We start from the raw sequence: 24,736 nt of genomic DNA, 5'->3' as shown, positions 1-24,736 counted from the left end.
CCGCGAACCCGACCACGGATCCGACCGCAGACCCGATCGCGAACCCGACCGCAGTCCCGACCGCGAACCGGGGCGGGCCCGGTCGCGGCCCGTGTCAGGGCCCCTGTTCGCCGCGCCCCACGCAGAACGCCACCGTCAGGTCCTTCACCAGCGCCTTGCGTTCGCAGTCGTCGAGCTCCACCAGCCCCCGCATGGTCAGCCGGGTCACGGTGTCCTCCACCGAGTCCACGACCGAGCTGAGCGCGCTCGCCCGCTGCTGGGCGTCCAGCGCGGCGATCCGGCGGCGGTACATGGCGGCGGCGAGCTCGGGGGCGTACTCCACCCGGGCCGGCTGCACCCAGAACACCTCCAGGCCGACCGGTGCCGTGTCCGTCGCCACCAGCCGGGTCAGCGCGTCCCCGGCCGCGTCCGCCGAGCCCCTCGCCCCGCCCGGCATCTCCACCGGCACCCGCAGCAGCGCCGCCTCGACGCACTCGCGCAGGTACGTCTCGTGGTCCTCCACGCCGAGCGTGGCCCGCGCGGTGTCCCGCACCCGCCACACCACCAGCACCACCACACGCAGCGCGACCCCGCTCGCGTCGGCCGCGGGCATCGGCTCGCTGCGCCAGTGCCGCAGCCGCACGTCGACCCGGCGGCGCAGCAGCAGCGGGTTGACCCACAGCAGGCCGGTGCGCCGCACGGTCCCCCGGTAGCGGCCGAACAGTCCGAGCACCCAGGCCCGCCCGGTCCGGCCGCGGGCCAGCCCGCCGAGGCCGAACAGCCCGAGGGCACCGGTTCCGGCGTACGCCGCCCACTGCGCGGGGCCGAGCCCGGTGCCCGCGTACGCCGGCAGCCCCAGGGCCTCCAGGGCGAGCGGCGGCAGCACGCCCGCCCACCACGACGTGGCCAGGCACCCGGCCACCCCGCACACCCCGGCCAGCACGCCCAGCGCACCGGGCAGCACCCGGGCGGGCCGCTCCACCAGGTCCGCGTCGACCTGCGGCACGGAACGCGGCCGGACGGGCGCTGGGCGCCTGAGACGGGGGTGCTCCCATCCGGGCGGGTCCGGGAGCGGGGAGGACTGCTCCCCGGTGCCCTGGCGACGGCCCACCACCGCGGGCTTCAGCGGCACCGGCCCCGGGTCCGGGCCGTCGCGGAAGAGCAGGTGGAGGGGGATCTCCGTGATCGCCTCGGTCCGGATGAGCCGGGCCGGCCGGGCCGCGGCGCCCTGGTCCGCGGGCCGCTCGGACTCGGGGGTGGGGGAAGTGGTCGTACTCATGCGTGCTCCAGCCTCCGCGCCAGATGCGTCATGACGGGTGAGCGGGGTTCAGGAGGACAGCCGCCACCGGGGCCGCGGCCCCGGGAAGCCGTCCGCCGCGCCGCCCCGCCGGCCCCGGACGCGCGGAAAGGCCCCGGCCTCGCGCCGGTCCGCCGCGCCCCGGCGCGGCCCCGGCCCGGTGGTGCGGTGGGCGCCGGGCCCCTCCCCCGCCGGCCGCCTCCCCGGCCGGGTGGCGTACCCGGTGTGCGCGCCGGGGCCGGAATACGCCCTTCCCGGGTACGGCGCCGGGGTGGCGGCGGCCGGCGGGGCGGAGGCGGGCGGGGCACCCTTCGCGCTCCCCGCGAGCCCCTTGTACCGGTAGGGGACGTAACGGTCGGACTGGTTCCAGTAGGCGTACGGAGTGGTCTGCCGGCGGGTGTGCGGGCGGGTCTGCTCGTAGGCGAGATAGGAGGTGTGCGTGTGGTCCGTCCAGCCGCCGAAGACGACGACGTGCGAGCCGTTCGCGGGATCGGCCTGATGGTGGAACAGCAGAATGTCGCCGGGCTGGAGTTCTTCTTCGGAAATGCGGTCCGCGTACTGGTGGAGACTGCCCGTCCATTCGTTTCCGGGGAGTTTCCAGGCCATCGACACATAACCCGAACAGTCCTGCCGGTATCCGTCGGACCAGTACGCCTGCGTGCTGTACGGCACCTTGGCGGCGACCCATGTCCCGGCCCGGTCGATGATCTCCGCGCGGGTGATCGCGGGGGTCTCCAGCGGCCCGGCGGGCTTGGCCGGACGCCCGCCGGGACCGTGCAGCGGGGCCGCGCCCCCCTGAGGTGTACCAGGCTCCTCACCTGCGGGAACGCCTGGACTGTGGGGCGCGTGCGAGGTAGCGGCGACGGGCACCGCGTGGCCCGCGCCGAGCGCGGCGGAGGCGGCGGCCACCACGAGGGCGCGGCAGGAGGCCGGGGGGCCGCCGGCACGGCCGGCCGGGAAACGCGGCGGGATCCGCCGCCGATGGGCACAGCCGGGACAGTCGCAGTCGCTCGCGGGCTCGAATTCCTCGAATACCGGAGTCTCCATGCGATTCCCCTCACACTTCCGGTGAAATGGTCCGCGCCTGTGCACGTCGGCAGTTTCTCAACTGTCCTGCGGGCGCGCATGCCGACGGTCCGAACGATGTAAGGGGGCCGGTCCGGGTTCCCCGGCCCCGGGCGGGTGGTCGGGAGCACCCCGCGGCGTCCTGTAGAGTTACTGCGTCGCGCGCGCCGCTAGCTCAGTTGGTTAGAGCAGCTGACTCTTAATCAGCGGGTCCGGGGTTCGAGTCCCTGGCGGCGCACGATGACGACGGCGACGCAGGTCCGCGGATCTGCGTCGCCGTCGTCGTTTCCGCGCGGCCACGTCGACAGGACGGGCTCCCCGTGCGAACGGGGAGCCCGCCGGCTTTTGGCCGGATACCCTCTGGCCATGGCAGCGCGTGACCTCCAGGAGAGGATCAAGAAGCTCATCATCGACCGCCGCCTGCCCTCCGGGGCGCCGCTGCCGACCGAGCCCGAGCTGATGGAGCACCTCGGCGCGAGCCGGAACTCGGTGCGCGAGGCGCTGAAGGCGTTGCAGGCGATGGGCATCGTCGAGATCCGGCACGGCTTCGGCACCTACGTCGGCCCGATGTCCCTGGCCCCGATGATCGAGGGACTGGCCTTCCGCACGGTCGCCGGACACCACCGGGGCGAGGACTCCCTGCTCCAGCTGCTCGAACTGAGGGAGGCCATGGAGACCGGGCTCGTCTCCCGGCTCGCGGGCCGGCTGTCCGAGGCGGACCTCGTTGAACTGGACGCGCTCGTCGGCCGTATGGAACGGGAGGCCGCGCGCGGAGCCGGTCTCGCCGAGACCGACCGGGCCTTTCACGCCACCCTCTACCGAGGGCTGGACAACGTGCTGCTGAGCGAGGTCCTGGAGGCGTTCTGGGACGCCTTCCACCGGGTCCGCACGGATCTCGGGGGCGAGCGGCAGGATCCTCGGATCACCTGCCGGCAGCACCGGGAGATCCTGGACGCGGTGCGGTCCGGCGACGCACTACGGGCGGAGGAGGCCATAAGGGAACACTTCGGTAACATCCGCGCACGTCTGTCCATCGCGGCCGCACAGGCTCCCACAGGTGCCACAATGGGCGCGTATGACCGGTAAACACGTGTTTCTCATCTTGCGATCAAGATGGACACCGTAGAACCCTGGTTCTTCAACTATCCGCATGATTGCGACGGTTGGGGGGCAGGGAGCCGGTTGCCCGTGCCGCGGGGAGAGGGGCCCCGTCCAGGCGGGATGCCGAGGGGGGCATCATGCAACCGGAAGGTTGCGTTCCATGTCTATAAAGTGTGAAGGACATGGTGACAGCGATCCACCACTGATACGCCTGTGAAGGTCGAGGGGGACCCGAGCGGGCGGCAGGAAAGCGACGGAACACGCGGGGGGACCGCGTGTGGGGGGATGACTCATGACGTCTTCGCCGACGGGCGCCCGGCGGGACCAGGACCCGTCACAGACCACCCAGCTCAGGGTGCCGGCTCACCGGATGAGCACCACGGGGACGTTCCGCCGGATCAAGAGAACGCTGCCGAGATACGACTACGAGCACTACAGCCGGCTCGCGGGCCCCCTCACCCAGCCCGACCCGGGCAAGCCGTACCAGGTGCGCTACCGCTCGCTGATATCGCAGGAGCCGCACCGCATCCGGGTCGCCCTGATGCTGGCCGCGGCCCCGGTGCTGTCGCTGGTGCTGCTGTTCTGGCTGCTCCAGCCCGAGCACTGGACCGAGCGGGACTACCCGGCCTTCGAGTGGCTGCCGGCGCTCGACGTCGTGATGCTCGTCTCGATCGGCCTGATCGAGTTCTTCCGCTGCATGAACGTGCTGTCCAACGCGCACGCCACGCTGGTCGCCCGCGACCCGATCCCGGTGGTGCCCGAGACCGGCACGAAAGTGGCGTTCCTCACCTCCTTCGTGCCCGGCAAGGAGCCGCTGGAGATGGTGACGAAGACCCTGGAGGCGGCGGTGAAGATCCGCCACCGGGGCCTGATGCACGTCTGGCTGCTCGACGAGGGCGACGACCCCGAGGTGAAGGCGGTCTGCGAGCGCCTGGGCGTGCGCCACTTCTCCCGCAAGGGCGTCGCGAAGTGGAACCAGCCCACCGGCCCGCACCGCGCCAAGACCAAGCACGGCAACTACAACGCCTGGCTGGAGGCGCACGGCGACGACTACGACTTCTTCGCCTCGGTCGACACCGACCACGTGCCGCTGCCCAACTACCTGGAGCGGATGCTCGGCTTCTTCCGCGACCCGGACGTCGGCTTCGTCATCGGCCCGCAGGTCTACGGCAACTACGACAACTTCGTCACCAAGGCCGCCGAGTCGCAGCAGTTCCTCTTCCACGCGCTGATCCAGCGCGCGGGCAACCGCTACGGCGCGCCGATGTTCGTGGGCACCTCCAACGCCGTGCGCATCAAGGCGCTCAAGCAGATCGGCGGCCTGTACGACTCGATCACCGAGGACATGGCCACCGGCTTCGAGATGCACCGGGCCAAGAACCCGGCCACGGGCCGCAAGTGGAAGTCGGTCTACACCCCGGACGTGCTCGCGGTCGGCGAGGGCCCCAGCGCCTGGACGGACTTCTTCACCCAGCAGATGCGCTGGTCGCGGGGTACGTACGAGACGATCCTCAAGCAGTACTGGAAGGGCTGGTACTCGCTGCCGCCGAGCAAGCTCTTCAACTACACGATGATGATCATCTTCTACCCGATGTCGGCCCTGAACTGGATCCTGGCGGCGCTGAGCTGCGCGCTGTTCCTGGGCCTGGGCGCCTCGGGCGTGAACATCGACCCGGCGGTGTGGCTGATGCTCTACGGCAACGCCTCCGCCCTGCAGATCGGCCTGTACGTCTGGAACCGCCGCCACAACGTCTCGCCGCACGAGCCGGAGGGCTCCGGCGGTGTGGCCGGCATGGTGATGTCCGCGCTGTCGGCGCCGCTGTACGCGAAGGCGCTGGTCGACTCCGTGCTGCGCCGCAAGAGCAAGTTCGTGGTCACCCCCAAGGGCGACTCGGCGAGCCCGGACCGGTGGTTCGGGACCTTCCGGTACCACTGGTACTTCATCGCGATCTTCGGTGCCTCCATCGCGGCCGGCTTCGTCTTCGGGCACTCCCACCCGGCGATGGTCGTCTGGGCCCTGTTCGCCATGCTCATCACCGCGTTCCCGATCTTCGTCTGGCGGCACGAGCTGCGGCAGGCCAGGAAGAAACCCCGCGCCCACGCCGCGGGAGCGCCCGCCGAGGCACGGCCGCAGGACGCCGCGGGAGCGCCCGCCGGGGAGCGGTCGCAGGACGCCACGGGGCCGCACGGGACGCCGCAGCCGCCGCCCATCCCGCAGCAGCCGTCCGCGTCCCACTCCCCGCAGCACAGGCCGCGCTGGGCCGCCGCCGAACACGGCGACGACGGGGGCAACGACCAGACCATGCAGATCGCCCTTGGTGGACTTGGGGGACGTAAGGAATGAACGACCGTGCAGGCCGCCGCCGCGCCCGTCGACTCGCGATAGGCACGGCGGTGGTACTCGCGCTGGCCGGGATGAACGGGCCGTGGCTGTACCGCTTCGGGACCGAGAAATACCACCAGTACAAGATCAACAAGCCGGAGTACAAGGCCGCGAACGGCAAGTGGGAGATCGTCGAGTTCCCCGAGGAGTACCGGCAGAACACCATCCACGCGGCGCTGCTGCGCACCGGCAAGGTGCTGCTCGTCGCGGGGTCGGGCAACAACCAGGACAACTTCGACGCCAAGAAGTACGACACCCGGATCTGGGACCCGGTCAAGGGGACCATCAAGAAGGTCCCGACGCCGGCCGACCTGTTCTGCACCGGCCACACCCAGCTCGCCAACGGCAACCTGCTGATCGCGGGCGGCACCAAGCGGTACGAGAAGCTCAAGGGTGACGTGAAGAAGGCCGGCGGCCTGATGATCGTCCACAACGAGAACCCGGACAAGCCGATCACCCTGCCCGCGGGCACCCGGTTCACCGGCAAGCAGAACGGCAAGACCTTCGTCTCGAAGGACCCGGTGCTGGTGCCGCGTGCCAAGAAGAAGTTCGACCCGGTGACCGGCGCGTTCCTGGGCAACGACCCCGGGCTCGGCCGCATCTACGTCGAGGCGGCCAAGGAGGGCGCCCGGTACGAGACCGGCACCCAGGACAACTACCGCATCGGGGGCCTCAAGGGCGCCGACGCCCGCAACACCTACGGCATCGCGCAGAAGCTCGCCCTGGACAAGAAGGACTTCCAGGGCATCCGCGACGCCTACGAGTTCGACCCGGTCGCCGAGAAGTACATCAAGGTCGACCCGATGAACGAGGCCCGCTGGTACCCGACGCTCACCATGCTGAGCGACGGGAAGATCCTCAGCGTCTCCGGCCTCGACGACATCGGCCAGCTGGTCCCGGGCAAGAACGAGGTCTTCGACCCGAAGACCAGGAAGTGGACGTACACCGGGAAGGTCCGTCAGTTCCCGACGTACCCGGCGCTGTTCCTGATGCAGAACGGCAAGATCTTCTACTCGGGTTCGAACGCGGGCTACGGGCCGGACGACGTGGGCCGCGATCCCGGCGTCTGGGACGTGGAGACCAACCGGTTCACCAAGATCCCCGGGCTGAGCGACCCCAAGCTGATGGAGACCTCGGGCACGGTGCTGCTGCCGCCGGCGCAGGACGAGAAGTACATGGTCATCGGCGGTGGCGGGGTCGGCGAGTCCAAGCTGTCCAGCAGGAGGACCCGCATCGTCGACCTGAAGGCGGACAGCCCGCGCTTCGTGGACGGCCCGCCGCTGGAGAAGGGCACCCGCTACCCGCAGGCCTCGATCCTGCCCGACGACAGCGTGCTGGTCTCCGGCGGCTCGGAGGACTACCGCGGCCGCGGCGACTCCAACATCCTGCAGGCGCGGCTGTACGACACGGAGAAGAACGCGTTCCGGCGGGTCGCCGACCCGCTGGTGGGCCGCAACTACCACTCGGGGTCGGTCCTGCTGCCCGACGGGCGCGTGATGGTCTTCGGCTCGGACTCGCTCTTCGCCGACAAGGCCAACACCAAGCCGGGCAAGTTCGAGCAGCGCATCGAGATCTACACGCCGCCGTACCTGTACCAGGACGGTGCGCGGCCGGAGCTGTCGGGCGGTCCGCGGACGATCGCGCGCGGCGCGTCCGGCACGTTCACCTCGAAGCAGGCGTCGTCGGTCGAGAAGGTCCGGCTGATCCGGCCGAGCGCGTCCACGCACGTCACGGACGTCGACCAGCGGTCGATCGCGCTGGACTTCGAGGCGTCCGGCGACAAGCTGACGGTGACCGTTCCGAAGAACCGGAACCTGGTGCAGCCCGGCTGGTACATGCTGTTCGTGACGGACGGGCAGGGCGTGCCGAGCAAGGCCCGGTGGGTCAAGGTCCCGTAGGCCGCACACGAGTGGGGGCGCCCTCCGCCGCGGGAGGGCGCCCCCGTTCGCGTGCGCGCGCCTACCTGCTGGCCTCGGCGAGCTCGAGCGCGTACCGCTCCCACCACTCGCCGGCCTTGGGGCCGCCCTTGCACTCGCCGTCCGACTCCCCGGGCCGCTTCACCCACAGGTAGGCGTCGACCAGCGGGTCGGCGGTCCTCACCGTCGGCGTCTCGCCCAGGGCGCGCCCCGGCGGGTTGCACCAGCGCTCGTCCGGCTCGCCCTGCGTGTAGGGGCCCCTGCCGTTGCGGCTGGTGTCGATGACGAAGTGCTTGCCGCCGACCTTCCCCGACAGCTGCTTGCCGTAGGCGATGGAGTCCTCGGTGGTGTAGAAGTTCGAGACGTTGACCGAGAAGCCGTCGGCCTGGTCGATGCCCGCCCGCTTCAGCGGCTCGAAGATCTGGTCGGGGTGGCCCCAGCCGGCGTTGCCCGCGTCCAGGTACACCTTGGTGTTCTTCAGCGCCGTGAGCTTGGCGACGGCGCCCTTGAGGAGGTCGTAGCGCTCCTCGTGGAACTGCTCCGGGGTGCAGCCGTCCACCAGGTGCAGCACGGCGTCCGGTTCCAGGACGACGGTCGCGGGACGGTCGCCGATGCCCTTGGCCACGCCGTCGATCCACGCCCGGTAGGCGTTGCCGTCGGCGGCGCCGCCCTGCGAGTACTGGCCGCAGTCGCGGTGCGGGATGTTGTAGAGGACCAGCAGCGCCGTGCGGCCGGCCCGGTCGGCGGCCTCGGTGTAGCCGCGGGCCTCCTGCTCGGGGTTCTCCGGGCCGATCCACTCGCCGGTCGGCTGCTCGGCGATCTTGCGGATCTGGGCGGCCTGGTCCTTCTTGCCGGCCTTCTCCAGGGCCGCCACCTGCCGGGCGGCCGTGCCGTCGGGGTTCACCCAGAACGGGGTGGCTCCCTTGGGCCGCTGGGTGATCCCGGCGCCGGCGCCGCGCTCGCCGCCCGGATCGTCACCGCCGTCGCCCGAGCACCCCGTGACCAGCAGTGCCGCCCCCAGCACCACTGCGGACGCCCGCCTCGCGACGAACGCCCCGACCCCCCTGCTGCCGTACATCCAACTCCCCCTTGGGTGCACCGTTCCAAGCCTCAATCCTGACATACGTACCGCGACCCACACGAGCTCGGCGGGCCCCGCCCGCGGGCCGCCGGGGCCCGCCGGGCGCCCCGCGGTGCCGCCGGCCCGCCCGCGTCACCTGCGCCGATCACGGACGGCGAGCGCGGACGGGGGTGTGGCGGCCCCCTGCCCCGGGCGCGCGGGCCGCCGGGCCGCCCCCGCGGCCCGTGCGCGGCCGGGGGCGGGCCCGGCCGGCGGCTTGCGGGGTGGGCCGGCGGCCGGGGCGGGCCAGGGCCTCTCGTTCGGATCACGCCGGGCTCGCGGGGTCCGGCACCGGACCCCGCCACGTCGTCGCCGGTTGCCGGGGCTCCGCCCCATGGCGCCCTCCTCCGCCTCGCGACGCACGGCACCGGACCCCGCTCCCCGATCCGGACGGAAGACCCTAGGGACCGGTTCCCGTCAGGTACGCCGAGACGATCACGTTCGCCGTGTAGCTGCGGGTCTCCCGGTCGAAGTCGCCGCCGCAGGTGACCAGCCGCAGCTCGGCCCGTCCCGGCCGGCGCGGGCCGTAGGCCCGGTGGGCGTCGAAGCGGTCGCGGGTGAGGACCTGGACGTCGTCGACGGTGAACTCGGCCACCTTGGCGTCGTCGCGCATCACCCGGATCCTCTGGCCGGGCCGCAGGGCGCCGATCCCGTGGAAGACGGCGGGCCGGGTCCTGGTGTCGAGGTGGCCCACCATCAGCGCGGTGCCGGCCGCGCCCGGCTTCGCACCGCCCGCGTACCAGCCGACGACACCGGGCTGGTCCAGGGGCGGCGGATCGGGCGCGCCGCTGGTGTCCAGGCCGCGGGCCACGACCGGCGCCTGGACGCCGAGGCCGGGGATGTCGATGCGCTGCGGCAGCGCGTCCCCCAGCGGGCGGCGGGCGGGGGGCAGCTCGACGTCCGGCGGGCGTCCGGCCGCCGCCATGTCGCCGGTGGTCGGCCCGGACGCCGCGGGCCGCACCTCGGTCGTCTCGCGCCCCCACAGCCACAGCCCGAGCAGCAGCACCGCCCAGGTCACCCCGGTCACCAGGCGCCCGGTGCCGAAGACACGTCCCTGGTCGTCGCTTCGCCGGTCGTCGAACATGGTCAACACGCTCCGCGGCTCCGGCGGGCCCGCACGACGTCCGCCGCGGCGCCCCCCGCGAGGAGCAGCCCGGTCACCGCGTGCACCGCGCCGGGGCCGGTCCCGTGGGTCCCGGCGGTGGCGAGGCGGGCGGTGCCGCCGCCGCCCGCCTTCACGGGGGCGACCGGCGAGGCGGGGGCGGAGGGCCGCCGTCCGGCGCGCGCCACGGTGAGGGTGGCGGTGCGGTCGGCGGCACCGCAGGTGACCTTCACGGCGTACCTCCCCGCGGTGAGCGTGGAGCGCACGCGGCTCTGGCCGACGAGCGTGCCGTCGGCGTCGGTGAGCCGGGCGTCCGCGACGAACGCCGCGGAGACGGCGACGGCCGTCCGCTGGGCGCAGCCCGGCACGCGGAGCGTGACGTCGGTGCCGGGGGAGGGCGCCGCCGGGGTCACCGAGACGCCCCCTCCGTCCGCCGCGTACGCCGCCGGTGCGAGGGCGGCGGCCGCCAGGACGCCCGTCCAGAGAGTGACTCGCAGGGAACCCATCGTGAACCTCCAAGTTCCCCTGGAGCCTCCCCCGCGGACCCCGCACACGCATCCTCGTGCGGGGCCGGATTGCTCCGCGCGGGTGACGACGGGTTTGAAGCGGCCGGGGCCTCAGATCCGGTCGACGAGGTCGGCGATGGAGTCCACGACCTGCGAGGGCCGGTAGGGGAAGTTCTCCACCTGCTCGGGCCGGGTCAGTCCGGTGAGCACCAGGAAGGTCTGCATCCCGGCCTCGATGCCGGCCAGCACGTCGGTGTCCATGCGGTCGCCGATCATCGCGCTGGACTCGGAGTGGGCGCCGATGGCGTTCAGGCCGGTGCGCATCATCAGCGGGTTGGGCTTGCCCGCGAAGTACGGCTGCTTGCCGGTCGCCTTGGTGATCAGCGCGGCCACGGCGCCGGTCGCCGGGAGCGGGCCCTCGGTGGAGGGGCCGGTCTCGTCGGGGTTGGTGCAGATGAAGCGGGCGCCGTCGTTGATGAGCCGGACGGCCTTGGTCATGGACTCGAAGGAGTAGGTCCGCGTCTCGCCGAGGACGACGTAGTCCGGCTCGTGGTCGGTGAGGATGTAGCCGATGTCGTGCAGCGCGGTGGTCAGGCCCGCCTCGCCGATGACGTACGCCGACCCGCCCGGCCGCTGGTCGTCGAGGAACTTGGCGGTGGCCAGGGCGGAGGTCCAGATGTTCTCGATCGGCACCTCCAGGCCCATGCGGCGCAGCCGGGCGTGCAGGTCGCGCGGGGTGTAGATGGAGTTGTTGGTCAGGACCAGGAAGGGCTTCCCGGACTCGCGCAGCTTCTTGAGGAAGGCGTCGGCGCCGGGGATCGGGACGCCCTCGTGGATGAGTACGCCGTCCATGTCGGTGAGCCATGACTCTATGGGCTTGCGGTCTGGCATGTGCTTCGTTCTCCTGGCGTACGAACGGGCATGGGCGGGGGCGCCGGGACCACGGCGTGCCGACGCCCCAAGGGTAGTCAGCACGGCCCGGCCCCCGTCGATCACCCGGTACCCGTGCCCCGTCCGCGCGGGACGGCACCGCCCGCCCCGCCCGCGCGGCCTTCGTCACGGCGGTCCCCTCAGCGGCGCCTGCGCAGCAGCAGGACCCCTCCGGTGACGAGCAGCAGGGCCGCGGCCGCCAGGACCGCGTACACCCGGCCGAGTCCGGTGCTCGCGAGTTCCTCGGCGAACGGGAACGGCGGGACCGTGGAGGGGAAGGAGGCGGTGGCGGAGGGCGGCGCGGCGGGGCCGGCGGTGACGCGGAAGCGGTAGTCGTTGGACTGGCCGACCCAGTCGCCGTCGTCGCGGTGGCGCTGGACGACGGCGGCGTTGGCCGTGACCTCGTTGGGCGCGGTGCCGGGGGCGAACGCCAGCCGCACCCGCACGGTGAGGGTGCGTCCGGGGCCGACGGTGAACCCGGGGAACCCGGGGGAGGCGGAGCGCCCGCCGTCACCGGTGCCCGCGCTCCCGCCCTGGTCGGCGAGAGCGGCGACGAGTTCGTCCCGGTCGGTCCTCTCGAAGCGGACGGCGTGCGGGCGGGTGCCGTCGTGGAACTCCAGCCGGGGCTGGGAGGGCCGCAGGGCGCGTTCCTCGTCGACCAGGACGACGACCGGGTGGATGTGCGTGCAGGTCCGGCCGGTGGTGTTGGTGAGGTCCAGGTACCAGGTGCCGTGGCCGCCGCCGGCCCGGTAGCTGCCCGGGCCGCCGTGCAGGCGGGTGGTGAGGGGGAAGGCGCGGTCGTCGGAGGCGGCGCAGGCGGGTGCGGGGAGCCGGGCGCCCGCGTCCGCGCGCGCGGGGGCCGGCACGGCGAGGAGGGCGGCTGCCGCCGACAGGCAGAGGGACGTGGGCGCATACAGTCGCATGAACACATGACCATGCCGGTGGGATGGGCCCGGCGGGCCGCGCCATGCCGTACGGGCACCTCGAACGGCCGTACAGGTGTCCTCGGCCGGCCCAGCCCTCAGGCGTCGTCCCGTCCGAACAGGGGCGCGAGCAGCAGCTGGGCCGCGCCTTCCGCGACCCGGCGTGCCCCGTCGGGCACCGCGCGCACCGGTACCGCGCCCTCGCGTCCGCCCGCTCGCCGGGCGCGTGCGTCCAGGACGGCGCCGACACCGCGGACGAACACCCGCGGATCGGCGGCGACGGTGCGCCCGCCGAGCAGGACGAGGTCGATGTCGAGCAGGCCGACCAGGTTGGCGGCGCCCGCGCCGAGCACCCTGGCCGCCTCGTCGAGTGCGCCGCGCGCGACGGCGGCCAGGCACAGCGCCTCGATGCAGCCGCGGTCGCCGCAGGTGCAGGGCGGCCCGTCCAGCTGGACGACCTGGTGCCCGAACTCGCCCGCGCCGGTCCGGGCCCCGCGGTGCACGCTCCCGCCGATGACGAGTCCGGCGCCGAGGCCCGTCCCGAGGTGCAGGTAGGCGAAGGAGCCGTCCTCGCCGCCGACCGCGAGCCCGAGCGCGGCGGCGTTGGTGTCCTTGTCGACCACGACCGGCACGCCGAGCCGCCGGGCCAGCGCGTCCCGCAGCGGGAACCCGTCCCACTCGGGGAACCCGGTGACCCGGTGCAGCACACCGCGCGTGTGGTCGAGCGGGCCGGGCAGGGCGACGCCGAGGCCCAGCAGGGAGCCGACGTGCCCGAGCGGCCCGGCGCTGTCCCGCAGCCCTTCGGCCACCACCCCTTCCACGGCCCGCGCCACCGCCGCGACCACGGCCCGGGCGCCCGCCCCCAGGTCCAGCGGGGTCCGCCGCTCCCCCACCACGGTCCCCCTCAGGTCGACCAGCACCGCGCGCAGCTCGTCCCGGTCCAGGTGGACCCCGACCGCGTGCCCCGCCTCCGGCACCAGCCGCAGCACCGTGCGCGGCTTGCCCCCGGTCGAGGCGCGGCGCCCGGCCTCCGTCGCGAGGCCCTCCTCGCGCAGCCGGGCCGTGATCTTGCTGACCGCCTGCGGGGTGAGACCGGTGCGTTCGGCGAGCTCCAGCCGGCTGATGCCGCCGGCTCCCGCCGTCCGGAGCAGGTCGAGCACCAGCGCGGTGTTGTGACTGCGCAGGGCGAGCAGGTTCGCGCCGCCCGCCGCGCCCCGCATGCCGCCGCCACCCACCACGCCCGGTCCGCCGCTCGCCCTGTTCACGCCACCCATTGTCCCCGGCGCTTGCACTTTGGCAACAGCGTTGCGAAAGTAGGGGCCATGACTGGCACACCCCTGCGCGCAGGTCTCGTCGGCTACGGCCTGGCCGGCTCCGTCTTCCACGCCCCGCTGATCGCCGCCACCGAGGGCCTGACCCTCGACACGGTGGTCACCTCGAACCCCGAACGGCAGCGGCAGGCCCGCGCGGAGCACCCGGACGTCCGGGTGGCCGCGACGCCGGACGAGCTGTTCGACCGCGCCGCCGAACTGGACCTGGTCGTCATCGCGTCCCCGAACAGGACGCACGTGCCGCTCGCCGCCACCGCCCTGAAGGCCGGCCTGCCGGTCGTGGTCGACAAGCCGATCGCGGGCACGGCGGCCGAGGCGCGCGAGCTGGCGGCCCTGGCCGACGAGCGCGGCCTGCTCCTGTCCGTCTTCCAGAACCGCCGCTGGGACAACGACTTCCTCACCGTGCGCAAACTGCTGGCCGAGGGCGCGCTGGGCGAGGTGTGGCGCTTCGAGTCGCGCTTCGAGCGCTGGCGGCCGCAGCTCAAGGGCGGCTGGCGGGAGTCGGGCGACCCGGCGGAGATCGGAGGTCTGCTGTACGACCTCGGCAGCCACGTCGTCGACCAGGCGCTGGTCCTCTTCGGCCCGGTGAGCGCGGTGTACGCCGAGTCGGACGTGCGCCGGGCGGGCGCGCGGACGGACGACGACACGTTCATCGCGCTCACGCACGCCAGCGGAGTGCGCTCGCACCTGTACGTCTCCGCCACCACGGCCCAGCTCGGCCCCCGCTTCCGGGTGCTGGGCTCGAAGGCGGGCTACGTGAAGTACGGCCTGGACCCGCAGGAGGCGGCGCTGCGCGAGGGCGGGCGCCCGGGCGCCGGCGCCTGGGGCGTGGAGCCCGAGGAGCTGTGGGGCCGCGTCGGGTCCGGCGAGTCGCCGGTGAGCGGCGGCGGGCGCCCGGAGCCGACCGTGCCGGGCGACTACCCCGCCTACTACGCGGCGGTGGCGAAGGCCCTGCTGGAGGGCGCCCCCAACCCGGTGACCGCGCTGGAGGCGGCCGCCGCCCTGGACGTGCTGGAGGCGGCCCGTCGTTCGGCCCGCGAGAAGGTGACGGTGACGCTGTGACCCGCAACCCGGAGATCACCCCGAAGGTCCGCCCGGAACTCACCCCGAGCCTGGAGGAGCTGGAGGCGCAGGAACGGCGCCTGGTCTTCCGCCGGTTCACCCACGAGGACGCCTGGGCGCTCGGCTCGCTCCTCGTCGAGATGGCCCGCGAGCGGCAGGCCCCGGTCGCCATCGACATCCACCGCGCCGGCCAGCAGCTCTTCCACGCGGCGCTGCCCGGCTCCACGCCCGACAACGACGCCTGGATCGCACGCAAGCGCCGGGTCGTGGAGCGCTACGGCAGCGCCTCCTACCTGGTGGGCGCCCGCTTCCGCGCCAAGGGCACCACGTTCGAGGAGTCCTCGCGGCTGGACCCCGACCGCTACGCGGCGCACGGCGGCTCGTTCCCCGTCCACGTCGAGGGCGTGGGCGTGGTCGGGGCCGTGACCGTGTCGGGCCTGCCGCAGGTGCAGGACCACCGGTTCGTGGTGGAGGCGCTGGAGCGGTTCCTCGGGCTCGACCGGTAGCACCGCCCGGGATTACCCACGGGCTCCCTCCGGTTGGCACCTGTCGTACGCGATCTTGCGCGACACCCCAACGGAGGGAGCGGAACCCGATGACCACCCCGCTGAAGGAGACGATCGGCCGGTACGGCGCCTGGAGCCTCGGCCTGCGCTCGGAGGATCCGGCGCGGCGCGGCGAACTCGCCGAGGCCGCCGCCGAGCTGGAGGAGCTCGGCTACGGCGCCGTGTGGCTGGGCGGCAACAGCGCCGCCCGCAACGCCGTGCCGCTCGTCGAGGCGACCTCGGGGATCGCCGTCGGCACCAGCATCCAGAGCATCTGGGAGCACGAGGCGGACGCCGCCGCGGCGGACTTCACCGAGCTGGAGGCGGCCCGCCCCGGCCGCTTCGTGCTCGGCCTCGGCGTGAGCCACGCCGGGTTCGCGCAGCAGTACCACCGCCCCTATTCGGCCCTGGTCTCCTACCTCGACGGCCTGGACGCCGCCGGGGTGCCCGCGGACCGCCGGGTGCTGGCCGCCCTCGGACCCAGGAGCCTGCGCCTGGCGCGGGAGCGCTCCGCCGGCACGATCCCGTACCTGGTGACCGCCGAGTACACCGCGCACGCCCGCGAGATCCTGGGCGAGGGCCCCCTGCTCGCCCCCGAGCTGGGGGTCGTCCTGGAACGGGACCCCGCCCGCGCCCGCGCGCTCGCCCGCGCGTTCCTCTCCTTCTACCTCACGCTGCCGAACTACACCGGCAACTTCCTGCGGCACGGCTTCACCGAGGACGACCTGGCCGACGGCGGCAGCGACCGCCTGGTCGACGCGCTGTTCGCGTGGGGCGACGAGGACCGGATCCACGAGCGGATCACCGCCTTCCGGCAGGCGGGCGCCGACCACCTCGCCCTGCAGGTGATCGACGACGGGCCGCAGGACGCCCTGCCCCGGGAGGCGTGGCGCCGGCTGGCGGACCTGCTGGCCTGAAAGGCCGGCGGGCCTGCCGGCCTGAAATAAGGACGAGGAGCCGCCGGCCCCAGGGGACCAGGGGACCATGGGGCCGGCTGACCTGAAGGGGCGCGGGGAACCGCGCGACCGGCCACGGACCGCCCGCGGCCGCCGGCGCACCGCGGTTCCCCGCCGCTCAGGCGTCCTCGAACACCTGCCGCTGCCGGCCCAGCCCCTCGATCTCCAGCTCGACCACGTCCCCGGCCCGCAGGAACGGCCTGGGCTCGGGATGCCCGAGGGCGACCCCGGCCGGGGTCCCCGTGTTGACGACGTCGCCGGGGTACAGCGTCATGAACCGGCTGACGTACCGCACGACCTCCCCCACCGGGAAGATCTGCTCGGCCGTCGTGCCGTCCTGCTTCAGCTCCCCGTTGACCCACAGCCGCAGCGCGAGGTCCTGCGGATCGGGCACCTCGTCGGCGGTGACCAGCCACGGCCCGAGCGGGTTGAAGGTCTCGCAGTTCTTGCCCTTGTCCCAGGTGCCGCCCCGCTCGATCTGGAACTCCCGCTCGGAGACGTCGTGCGCGACGGCGTACCCGGCGACGTGCGCGAGCCCTTCGTCCGCCGACTCCAGGCAGCGGGCCGTACGCCCGATGACGACGGCCAGTTCGACCTCCCAGTCGGTCTTCACCGACCCGCGCGGCACGAGGACGGTGTCGTGCGGCCCGACGACGGTGTCGGGGGCCTTCAGGAAGACGACGGGCTCGGCGGGCGGCTCGGCGCCCGTCTCCCGGGCGTGGTCGTGGTAGTTCAGCCCGATGCACACGATCTTGCCGATGCGCCCGACCGGCGGCCCGGTCCGCAGCCCCGTGGCGTCCAGCGCGGGCAGCTCGCCGGCGTCGGCGGCGGACCGGATCCGGCCGAGGGCCTCGTCGTCCGCGAGGAGCGTTCCGTCGATGTCCGTGACCAGGCCCGACAGGTCGCGCAGCGTTCCGCCGGCGTCCAGCAGCGCGGGCCGCTCCGCCCCGGCCGCACCGACTCGCAGCAGCTTCATGAATGCCGTCTCCCTCGCTCGCGGGCGGCCCGCCGACGAGATGCGCACGGATGCGGCGGCGCGGCCGTCAAAGGACCCGGCCGATCCTCCAGGGCCGCGTTCCGGTCCGCAACAGCCCGTTCACGTACTGGACCGTGGCCGGGGCGTCACCGGCCACGGCGTCAGCGGTACAGCACGGCCCGCTCCACGGCGGTCCACGTCGTGCTGGTGACCACGTACAGCGCGGCGGCCAGGGGCACCACGGCCACGGTGACGAGCGTGAGGAACGGCAGGAACGGCACGGCCTTGGTGACCGCGGCCAGCCCCGGCACCGGCTCGCCGCCGCCCGCCCCGCCGGCGGTCACCGGCGGCTGCCCGGCCATCGTCCGCTTCGTGCGCCGGTAGCCGAGGACGGCGACGGCGGTGACGACCGCGAACAGGCCGGCGTAGACGAGTCCCGCATCCCCGAACACCCCTCCGGCGCCGAGCGCGTCGGTCCAGCGGTCGCCGAGCGGGGCGCCGAGGAGGTGGTGGGTGAGCAGTTCGTTGGTCCGGCCGCCGAGCGTGGTGCTGGAGAAGAGGTGGTAGAGGAGGAAGAAGGCCGGCAGCTGGCACAGGCCGGGCAGCGTGCCCGACAGCGGCGACACCTTCTCGCGCGCGTGCAGTTCGAGCACGGCCCGCTGCAGTTTCTCGGGGTTCTTGCCGTGCTTGCGGCGCAGTTCGGCGAGTTGCGGCGCGAGCGCGGCCCGCGCCTTCTGCCCGCGCGCGGCGGCCCGGGACAGGGGCAGGACGAGGAGCCGTACGAGGGCGGTGAACAGGACGATGGCGGCGGCCGCGGCGCCGGCGCCGAACAGCGGCTGGAGCAGGTCGGCGAGGCGCTCGACCAGGCTGGCGAAAACGGACATGGTGGGTGAGCCCTCCGGGGGTCTCGTCGTGCCGGGTGAGGTGATGGCGGCATGACGACCCGCGCGGGCACGGTCCGGTGGGACGGGTGGGACGGATGCCTCACACGTCCGGTGCGACGGGTGCCTTACGCGGTGATCGCCGGGAGGGCGTGTCCCGGTGCCCGGGGCCGGCGGCGGCCGGGGGCGTCGGGGTCGCGTTGGGACAGGAAGGCCGTACGCCGGGCGCGGTCGCGGATGGCCGTACGGACCCGGGTGGGCGGCACGGCCGGGGCGCAGCGCGCGGCGACGAGCGCGCAGACGGCGAGCGCGGCACCGGCCGCGGCGGTCGCGGCGAGCGCGACGGCGGCAAAGAGGCCGCCGGCGTCGAGCACGGCGAACTGGAGGAAGAGCGCCAGCAGCGCGGCGACGGCACGCGGAGGCGCCCAGGTGCGGTTCACCGGCGGTCCCCCTCCTGCGTCGCTCGTCCGTTCCCCTGCCCTGCCGGTTATACAGCATCCGTTCGCGGTCCGTCCTCCGCGGACGGGCCGGTGGTCAACGGCTCCAGCATCCGCTTGGGCCGCAGCAGCGCCCGCTGACCGGATCCGCCGGGTCCGGGTCGAGTCCGGGGCCCGGCAGCATCTCGACGTCCGCGAGGGCCACGGCGGTTCCGCAGGCGGGACATTCGCCGTACGGACCGAGTTCCGTGCCGCGGTCCGCGTGCCGGAAGATCCGCAGCGGGGCGGCGCCGTAGTGCTCGCGGCCCCACAGCCCGAGGGCGCCGGCTGCTGCCCGGCCCGGTGGTGGCGGGCGTCGGCAGCGGCCTGCTCAACGCCGCGCTGCCGCTGCTCGCGGTGGAGCCGGTGCCGGCGGCGCGGGCCGCGATGGGCTCGGGGGCCCAGCAGACGTTCCGGTACGTCGGCTCGTGCGCCGGGGTGGCCATGACGATCGCCGTCACGGCCTCGGCCGGGGGCCTGGCCCGGGGCGCGGACGTGGCGCTGCTGCTGTCGGCGGGGCTGGCCCTGCCGGCGGCGGGGATCGGGGTGGCGCGCGAGCGGAGGGCGGGGTGAGCTCTCGACGGCCGGACGACTCCTCACCTTTGTCACCGCGCGGCAGTACGGTGTCCCCCATGCGCCCCGACACGCCTGCCGAGAACGTCGACCACACCGCCGAGGCGGCACGCCTGGAGCGGACCGCCGGCCTGTATCCCGAGGACGCCGAGGCCCTGCTGCTGCGGGCCGCGGCCCACCTGGAACTGTCCGGCGACCGCCCCGCGGCCACCGCGCTCTACGACCGCCTGCTGGCCTCCGCCGAGGCGCTGGAACGCCCGCACCTGGTACGGGCGCTGAAGGCGTCGAACCTCTGGGAGTACGGCCACGAGGCCGAGGCCCGGGCGATCATCGAGGGGATCCGCACGGCGTCCCCGCGCGACCCCGCCCCCTGGGTGATCGTCGCGGAGGCCCTGGAGTCCCACGACGAGCTGGAGGCGGCGCACGAGACGTTCACCCAGGCCGTGCGACTCCTGCTGACGGACGTCCCGGAGCCGCCGTACGCGACGCACCCCCTGCTCTTCGGCCGCCACCGGGTCCGCCGCATGCTGGGCGTCGCCCACGACGAGTGGGACGCGGTGGCGGACTCCGTCCACACGCTCCCGGTCTCCCTGGACGAACTGCACGACCCCAAGAGGGTCTGGTCCCTCGGCTCGGAGAACCCCGCGGAACTGGAGGCGGAGATCCACCGGCTCCGCGCGGAGCTGGGCGCCCACCGGGCGGCCCTGTCCCGCCCGTTCCCGGTGGCGATCCTGCACTGGCCGGCGGAGGAACTGGCGGAACTGGTGGCGGCGTACCCCTCGCTGGCCTCGGAGTACCCCTCCCACCAGGAGCACCTGGCCGCCATAGAGGCCGCCCTGCGAGAACTGGCGGCGTCCGGGACGCCGAACCTGGGCGTGGTGACGGGCACGGTCCCCTCCTACGAGGCCTTCGCCGCGTCGGAGGGCTCCTCCCCGGGCGACGCGTCACTGCTCCCGCAGTACGCGACGACACTGGCGGCCCGGGGGCGTGCGGCCGCCTGGCCGCCGCAGCGGGGGGCGGCTTGCTGGTGCGGGGCGGGGCGGGGGTATGGGGAGTGTCACGGGGCCAACGCGTGAGGACTCGCCTCCCCGAAGCGGGCGCCCGAAGGACGAGATGGCTCGCGGCGCCCGCCGGGAGGAGGCCCTGCGTCTTCCGGGAGGCTCGGCCTACTTCTCGCTTTGCTTTGCTTTTTTCAGCCACCACTCGCGGTGGTAACGGATGTAGTCCAAGTGGACCTTATGTGCTCTCACCCTCTTGAGTTTCGGCCGAAGAGTCTCACTGAAGGTCCCCGTGCGCACGATGATCGACCAGTCGTCGTCGATGACTACGGCCCCTATGTCGAGTCGCACATGGCAGTTGGGGCAGAGGCAGAGGACGTTCGGCTCCACATCAGGCCCCTTGTGGGGCTTGCCAAGGGGGCGGATGTGGGCGCCCTCGCTGTGGGGCTTCCCGTCCGGGCCCTCCAGGCGCAAACCGCACAGTTGGCACTCTCCGTCGTAGAGCCTCTTCACATTGCGGATCACGCCGTCGTCCCGTACCAGTCGCTGCACCTGCGTAGTACGCGTCTCAGGGAACTTTTCGTCGAGCGGTGACTCCTCCTGCTCGCTCTCTTCAGTTTCATCCTCCACCCCCTCCGATGTTCCAGGCGCAGTTCCTTCCGGCTGCTCCAGCAGGTCGGAGATGTGGCGCTCCACCGAGGTCGGATCTTGCAAGGAGTCGGGGAGGCGGTGCAGGTCGAACTGGCAGATCTCTATAGGCGCGCCATCGACGGTCGACGACTTCGATAGGGCCGTGCGTATATCTGTGATCTCGTACAACCCGTCGTAACGGTAGCAATCGATGGGGGAATACCGCGCATCCCCCTTCCAGCCACGTATGACGCGAATCGGAATGTTGCGCTCATAGCTGCGCTTCAATGCAGCATTGTCCGGATACTCCCAGGATTGGCTTCGCCGGAGCTTCGGTACCCCGTTCTCCTTGTACTTGTCGGCATCAGGCGACGCTCCCGTGTACCGCACCCAATCCCAGTCATCGTGATCATCCTCGTACCCCCCGTGCAGCACGATGGCGTCGGCAACCTCAACTCCATCCTTGTCTTTGAGGGTTGAGATGCCCCGGACAGTGTCCCCGTGCAGATGGTTGCGCTTCACGTGCCGCCGACGATGGAACTCTGCACCCGGCGCGATACCAGCGATGTGACCGATCTTCCGTTCTCTCATGCAGCCATCCTGGATCGAGTCGATCACCTATGTCATTTTCAAATCATGAGATGACCGATTTGCAGCCGGTACCTGATCGTCTGGGTCCTCGCTCGTCTGCGTCCGAGGTGCAGGCACTGGGCCGGCGTGGGGTGCGCTCGACACATCCCCACCATTCGTCAGCGGCTCCTGTTACAACTGGTCGTGCTGCCAAGCGATCAAGGGGGCCGGCGTGACCCAGCCACGGGACCTGTCACAGCCTGTACCGGGCGTGTACGAGGAGCTCGTCACGCGGCGCATGCAGGCGCAGTTGAGGCAGTTGGGCGCCGCCGGTTGGAAGGCCATCGAGGCGGAGGTCAGCGAAGAGTCCACTCCGCATGTACTGGCACGCCACATCGGCGAAGCCATCAGGCGCCACTTGAGTCAGCTGCCGCATGACAAGCAGGTCGCTGCCGCCAACGAAATCATGCGCTCACTGACCGCTATCGCTTCCGCTCCGGCTACGGACGGTGCGGTCAGCGCCATCGCTGACGGTCCGCGGCAGTTGCTGGCGCTTGCCGAGCGGGAAGCGCCCGGCGTGTACGCCATCCGTCCGCTCACACCCCTGTCCGAAACTGCGTTGATCACCAATGCCCCGGATGACCCCAGCCTCGGTGCAGAGCTGAGGGCGGAACTCGCCACTGCGGACCGCATCGACCTGCTGTGCGCATTCGTGAAGTGGTATGGGATACGCGTCCTTGAGGACTCCCTGCGGGCGGCGAAGGAGCGGGGTGTACCGATCCGCGTCATCACGACCACCTACATCGGCGCCACCGACCGGCACGCCTTGGACCGCTTGGTCCGCGAGTTCGGCGCCGAGGTGAAGGTCAATTACGAGATTAGGTCCACGCGCCTGCACGCCAAGGCCTGGCTCTTCAGGCGCAACACCGGCTTCGACACGGCATACGTAGGCAGCTCCAACCTGTCCAAGGCTGCACTGCTCGATGGTCTGGAATGGAACGTCCGACTGTCGTCGGTCGCCACCTCCAGGGTGCTCGACAAGTTCGAGGCCACCTTCGACGCCTACTGGGCCGACGCGGCATTCGAGACATACGACCCCGACCTTGACGGTGAACGGCTCGCCGGTGCGCTGACGCAGGCCGGCGGTACCGGGTCTACCGGCGACCTGAAGATCAGCCTCTCGGGTCTACAAGTGCACCCGCTTCCGCACCAGAAGGACATGCTGGAGCGCCTCCGCGTCGAGCGGGAGATTCGCGGCCACCACCGCAACCTCCTAGTCGCGGCAACGGGCACGGGCAAGACCGTTATGGCCGCCCTCGACTACCGAGACCTGCGGGACACGCGCGATGGTGTGCTGCCCCGGCTGCTCTTCGTCGCCCACCGCAAGGAAATCCTGAGGCAGTCCTTGCGGACCTACCAGGAGGTGCTCGACGACGCCTCCTTCGGCGAACTGCTCCATGCCGGGCAGGAGCCCCGTGCTTGGAGGCATGTGTTCGCCAGCGTTCAGTCCCTCAACCTTCCACGGTTGGAGCAACTCGACCCTGAGCACTTCGACGTCATCGTCATCGACGAGTTCCATCACGCCACAGCGGAGACGTATCGACGGGTCATCGAGCACTTCGAACCGAAGGAGTTGCTCGGCCTCACCGCGACTCCGGAACGTATGGACGGGCGCAATGTGCAGGACGAGTACTTCAACGGTCGCATCGCTGCCGAGTTGCGCCTTTGGGAAGCGCTGGAAAACGATCTCCTGTGCCCCTTCCACTACTTCGGGCTTCCGGACGGCACGGATCTGACCCACGTGGACTGGCGATCAGGCACTTACGATCGAAACGAGCTCGGCAACCTCTACACAGGCGACCACGCACGGGCTCGTATCGTCATCAAGCAGGTCAAGGATAAGATTTCCCACCCTGCCGCGATGCGTGCGCTCGGCTTCTGCGTGACCAAGGCGCACGCGCACTTCATGGCCGAGTGCTTCCGAGAGGCGGGGTTCCGTGCTGCGGCCCTCGACAGCGACTCGCGCCCCGAGGTGCGCGAGCGCACGCTGGGAGATCTCAAGGCCGGACGGATTCAGGTGATCTTCTCCGTCGACCTTTTCAACGAGGGCCTGGACATCCCCGATGTCGACACGCTACTGCTCCTACGACCTACGAACAGCGCGACGGTGTTCCTCCAACAATTGGGGCGCGGACTACGCCGCACCCCGAACAAACCGGTACTGACCGTGCTCGACTTCATCGGCCAGCACCGAGCGGAGTTTCGCTTCGAAGCACAGTTTCGGGCCCTGACCAACCTCTCCCGCGGCCGCCTGGTCGACAGCATCGAACGCGATTTCCCCCAGCTCCCCTCCGGCTGTCAGATCATCCTGGAGGGCAAGTCCAAAGATCTTGTCCTCGACAACATCCGCACGCAGCTCAAGGCCACCATCACGACCCTGGCCAAGGAAGCAAGGGACTACGGCGCCCCCAGGCTGGCTGACTACCTGCGCGAGAGCCGCCGTGAGATTGCGGAGCTCTACAAGAGCGACAACTCCTGGACCAAGGTGCTGCGCAAAGCCGGACTGATCGGCGAACCAGCCCCTCCGGGCGAAGCGGAACTGCTCAAGCGCGCGCACGCCTTTCTCCACGTCGACGACCCGGAGCGAGCCCAGGCGTACCTGCACCTACTCGAAGATGACGCCCCCGACTACGCCTCTCTCTCCCCGGCCGAGCAGGCGTACGCTCGCATGTTCTTCTTCACCCTGTGGGACAACGCAGGCGGCTTCACCAGTTACCAGCAAGGGCTTGAGTCGCTGCGAACCCAACGGGCGTTCCGTGACGAGCTCCGACAGGTCCTGTCGTACGTCCTCGACAAGGCCGGCCACTTCCCCCTCCCCCTGGAAGGTGACCTCAGTCACGTCCCCTTGAAGATCCACAGCTCCTATAACCGCTCCGAGGTCCTTTCGGCTCTTGGAGTGACCCAGTTGGGCGGACAGATGCCCAGGGATTTCGGGCAGGGCGTGCGGTGGGTGGAGGAACTCAAGACTGATGCCTTGCTCATCACCTTGGAGAAGAGCGAGCGCGACTTCTCCCCCAGCATCCGGTACAGGGACTACGCGCTCAGCCCTACAAGCTTTCACTGGGAATCGCAGAGCACCACGCCGGAGAACTCCGCGACAGGCCTGCGCTACCAGCAACACGCACAACAGGGCAGCCATGTCCTGCTCTTCCTACGCCGCTACAAGCGCAACAGCATGGGTAAGCCCGAGCCCTGGATGCTTCTAGGTCCAGCCACTTATCAGGGGCACACCGGGAGCAAGCCAATGGCGATCACTTGGAGACTCCATCATGAGCTTCCTGCCGACGTGTGGGCCTACTCCGCCATTGTCCCTGGGTAACGGCGCAAGCACCGAGGGCTGAACGTGGATGGAGAGG

Annotated in this window: 20 protein-coding genes, 1 tRNA gene and 2 pseudogenes; 10 read left to right on the top strand and 13 right to left on the bottom strand. The window is 71.9% G+C overall.

Going from position 1 to position 24,736, the window contains the following annotated elements; translation table 11 throughout:
* Positions 1 to 94: 94 nt before the first annotated feature.
* Both AB0L29_RS10490 and AB0L29_RS10485 read right to left on the bottom strand, forming a co-directional pair.
* A complete protein-coding gene (locus AB0L29_RS10490) occupies positions 95 to 1,258 on the bottom strand; it encodes an SPFH domain-containing protein (RefSeq protein WP_365825423.1) in 1,164 nt (387 codons plus the stop codon).
* 48 nt (positions 1,259 to 1,306) lie between these two features.
* Complete coding sequence (locus AB0L29_RS10485; RefSeq protein ID WP_365825421.1) at positions 1,307 to 2,323, bottom strand: NlpC/P60 family protein; 1,017 nt, start codon at positions 2,321 to 2,323, stop codon at positions 1,307 to 1,309.
* 182 nt (positions 2,324 to 2,505) lie between these two features.
* Here AB0L29_RS10485 and AB0L29_RS10480 point away from each other — a divergent pair.
* The 4 genes from AB0L29_RS10480 to AB0L29_RS10465 all read left to right on the top strand — a co-directional run bounded on the left by AB0L29_RS10480 (position 2,506) and on the right by AB0L29_RS10465 (position 7,723).
* Positions 2,506 to 2,579: transfer RNA gene (locus AB0L29_RS10480), tRNA-Lys, on the top strand.
* A 128-nt stretch (positions 2,580 to 2,707) separates the two neighbouring features.
* Positions 2,708 to 3,427, top strand: coding sequence for a FadR/GntR family transcriptional regulator (locus AB0L29_RS10475; RefSeq protein ID WP_365825419.1), 720 nt, complete (start codon positions 2,708 to 2,710; stop codon positions 3,425 to 3,427).
* 307 nt (positions 3,428 to 3,734) lie between these two features.
* On the top strand, positions 3,735 to 5,786 hold the full coding sequence (locus AB0L29_RS10470; protein ID WP_365825417.1) for a cellulose synthase catalytic subunit: 2,052 nt from the start codon (positions 3,735 to 3,737) through the stop codon (positions 5,784 to 5,786).
* On the top strand, positions 5,783 to 7,723 hold the full coding sequence (locus AB0L29_RS10465) for a kelch motif-containing protein (RefSeq protein ID WP_365825415.1): 1,941 nt from the start codon (positions 5,783 to 5,785) through the stop codon (positions 7,721 to 7,723). Before AB0L29_RS10470 ends, AB0L29_RS10465 begins: the two co-directional genes overlap by 4 nt.
* A 61-nt stretch (positions 7,724 to 7,784) precedes the next feature.
* Here AB0L29_RS10465 and AB0L29_RS10460 read toward each other — a convergent pair whose 3' ends face one another.
* From AB0L29_RS10460 to AB0L29_RS10435, 6 genes are all read right to left on the bottom strand, one after another.
* On the bottom strand, positions 7,785 to 8,819 hold the full coding sequence (locus tag AB0L29_RS10460; RefSeq protein ID WP_365825413.1) for a glycoside hydrolase family 6 protein: 1,035 nt from the start codon (positions 8,817 to 8,819) through the stop codon (positions 7,785 to 7,787).
* A gap of 442 nt (positions 8,820 to 9,261) precedes the next feature.
* Positions 9,262 to 9,945, bottom strand: a complete 684-nt coding sequence (locus tag AB0L29_RS10455; protein ID WP_365825411.1) for a class F sortase — start codon at positions 9,943 to 9,945, stop codon at positions 9,262 to 9,264.
* A 2-nt stretch (positions 9,946 to 9,947) separates the two neighbouring features.
* Positions 9,948 to 10,469 carry a hypothetical protein gene (locus AB0L29_RS10450; protein ID WP_365825409.1) on the bottom strand — a complete coding sequence of 174 codons (522 nt, stop codon included), beginning with the start codon at positions 10,467 to 10,469 and terminating at the stop codon, positions 9,948 to 9,950.
* Between the two features lie 111 nt (positions 10,470 to 10,580).
* Positions 10,581 to 11,360, bottom strand: a complete 780-nt coding sequence (locus AB0L29_RS10445) for an HAD-IIA family hydrolase (RefSeq protein ID WP_365825407.1) — start codon at positions 11,358 to 11,360, stop codon at positions 10,581 to 10,583.
* Between the two features lie 179 nt (positions 11,361 to 11,539).
* A complete protein-coding gene (locus AB0L29_RS10440) occupies positions 11,540 to 12,322 on the bottom strand; it encodes a hypothetical protein (protein WP_365825405.1) in 783 nt (260 codons plus the stop codon).
* Positions 12,323 to 12,420: 98 nt separating this feature from the next.
* Entirely contained in the window at positions 12,421 to 13,542 is a 1,122-nt protein-coding gene (locus AB0L29_RS10435) for an ROK family transcriptional regulator (protein WP_365825606.1), read from the bottom strand.
* Positions 13,543 to 13,644: 102 nt separating this feature from the next.
* Between AB0L29_RS10435 and AB0L29_RS10430 the strand changes: the two genes are divergently transcribed.
* The 3 genes from AB0L29_RS10430 (at position 13,645) to AB0L29_RS10420 (ending at position 16,177) form a co-directional block, all read left to right on the top strand.
* Complete coding sequence (locus AB0L29_RS10430) at positions 13,645 to 14,715, top strand: Gfo/Idh/MocA family oxidoreductase (RefSeq protein ID WP_365825403.1); 1,071 nt, start codon at positions 13,645 to 13,647, stop codon at positions 14,713 to 14,715.
* A complete protein-coding gene (locus tag AB0L29_RS10425; protein WP_365825401.1) occupies positions 14,712 to 15,221 on the top strand; it encodes a heme-degrading domain-containing protein in 510 nt (169 codons plus the stop codon). Before AB0L29_RS10430 ends, AB0L29_RS10425 begins: the two co-directional genes overlap by 4 nt.
* A gap of 89 nt (positions 15,222 to 15,310) precedes the next feature.
* Positions 15,311 to 16,177, top strand: a complete 867-nt coding sequence (locus AB0L29_RS10420) for a TIGR03620 family F420-dependent LLM class oxidoreductase (protein ID WP_365825399.1) — start codon at positions 15,311 to 15,313, stop codon at positions 16,175 to 16,177.
* A gap of 157 nt (positions 16,178 to 16,334) precedes the next feature.
* On the opposite strand, the gene AB0L29_RS10415 is transcribed toward AB0L29_RS10420, so the two are convergent.
* From AB0L29_RS10415 to AB0L29_RS10400, 4 genes and pseudogenes are all read right to left on the bottom strand, one after another.
* Positions 16,335 to 17,192, bottom strand: a complete 858-nt coding sequence (locus AB0L29_RS10415; protein WP_365825397.1) for a fumarylacetoacetate hydrolase family protein — start codon at positions 17,190 to 17,192, stop codon at positions 16,335 to 16,337.
* 161 nt (positions 17,193 to 17,353) lie between these two features.
* Positions 17,354 to 18,076, bottom strand: a complete 723-nt coding sequence (gene yidC / locus AB0L29_RS10410) for a membrane protein insertase YidC (protein ID WP_365825395.1) — start codon at positions 18,074 to 18,076, stop codon at positions 17,354 to 17,356.
* 125 nt (positions 18,077 to 18,201) lie between these two features.
* Positions 18,202 to 18,474 carry a DUF6412 domain-containing protein gene (locus AB0L29_RS10405; protein WP_365825602.1) on the bottom strand — a complete coding sequence of 91 codons (273 nt, stop codon included), beginning with the start codon at positions 18,472 to 18,474 and terminating at the stop codon, positions 18,202 to 18,204.
* An 86-nt stretch (positions 18,475 to 18,560) separates the two neighbouring features.
* A pseudogene (locus AB0L29_RS10400) lies at positions 18,561 to 18,832 on the bottom strand (transcriptional regulator); the annotation flags it as partial.
* 2 nt (positions 18,833 to 18,834) lie between these two features.
* On the opposite strand from AB0L29_RS10400, the pseudogene AB0L29_RS10395 reads away from it, so the two are divergent.
* Together AB0L29_RS10395 and AB0L29_RS10390 are read left to right on the top strand one after the other, a co-directional pair.
* A pseudogene (locus AB0L29_RS10395) lies at positions 18,835 to 19,122 on the top strand (MFS transporter); the annotation flags it as partial.
* A 59-nt stretch (positions 19,123 to 19,181) separates the two neighbouring features.
* Positions 19,182 to 20,198: an SEC-C metal-binding domain-containing protein gene (locus AB0L29_RS10390; protein ID WP_365825393.1), complete on the top strand. Its 1,017-nt coding sequence runs from the start codon at positions 19,182 to 19,184 to the stop codon at positions 20,196 to 20,198.
* A gap of 90 nt (positions 20,199 to 20,288) precedes the next feature.
* Here the strand turns inward: AB0L29_RS10390 and AB0L29_RS10385 are convergent, their stop codons facing one another.
* Entirely contained in the window at positions 20,289 to 21,368 is a 1,080-nt protein-coding gene (locus AB0L29_RS10385) for a YDG/SRA domain-containing protein (protein ID WP_365825391.1), read from the bottom strand.
* 250 nt (positions 21,369 to 21,618) lie between these two features.
* On the opposite strand from AB0L29_RS10385, the gene AB0L29_RS10380 reads away from it, so the two are divergent.
* Positions 21,619 to 24,699: a DUF3427 domain-containing protein gene (locus AB0L29_RS10380; RefSeq protein ID WP_365825600.1), complete on the top strand. Its 3,081-nt coding sequence runs from the start codon at positions 21,619 to 21,621 to the stop codon at positions 24,697 to 24,699.
* Positions 24,700 to 24,736 lie beyond the last annotated feature (37 nt).

Source organism: Streptomyces sp. NPDC052701 (genome assembly GCF_040678355.1).
Taxonomy (GTDB): Bacteria; Actinomycetota; Actinomycetes; order Streptomycetales; family Streptomycetaceae; genus Streptomyces.
This window is presented reverse-complemented; position numbering and strand designations above follow the sequence as displayed.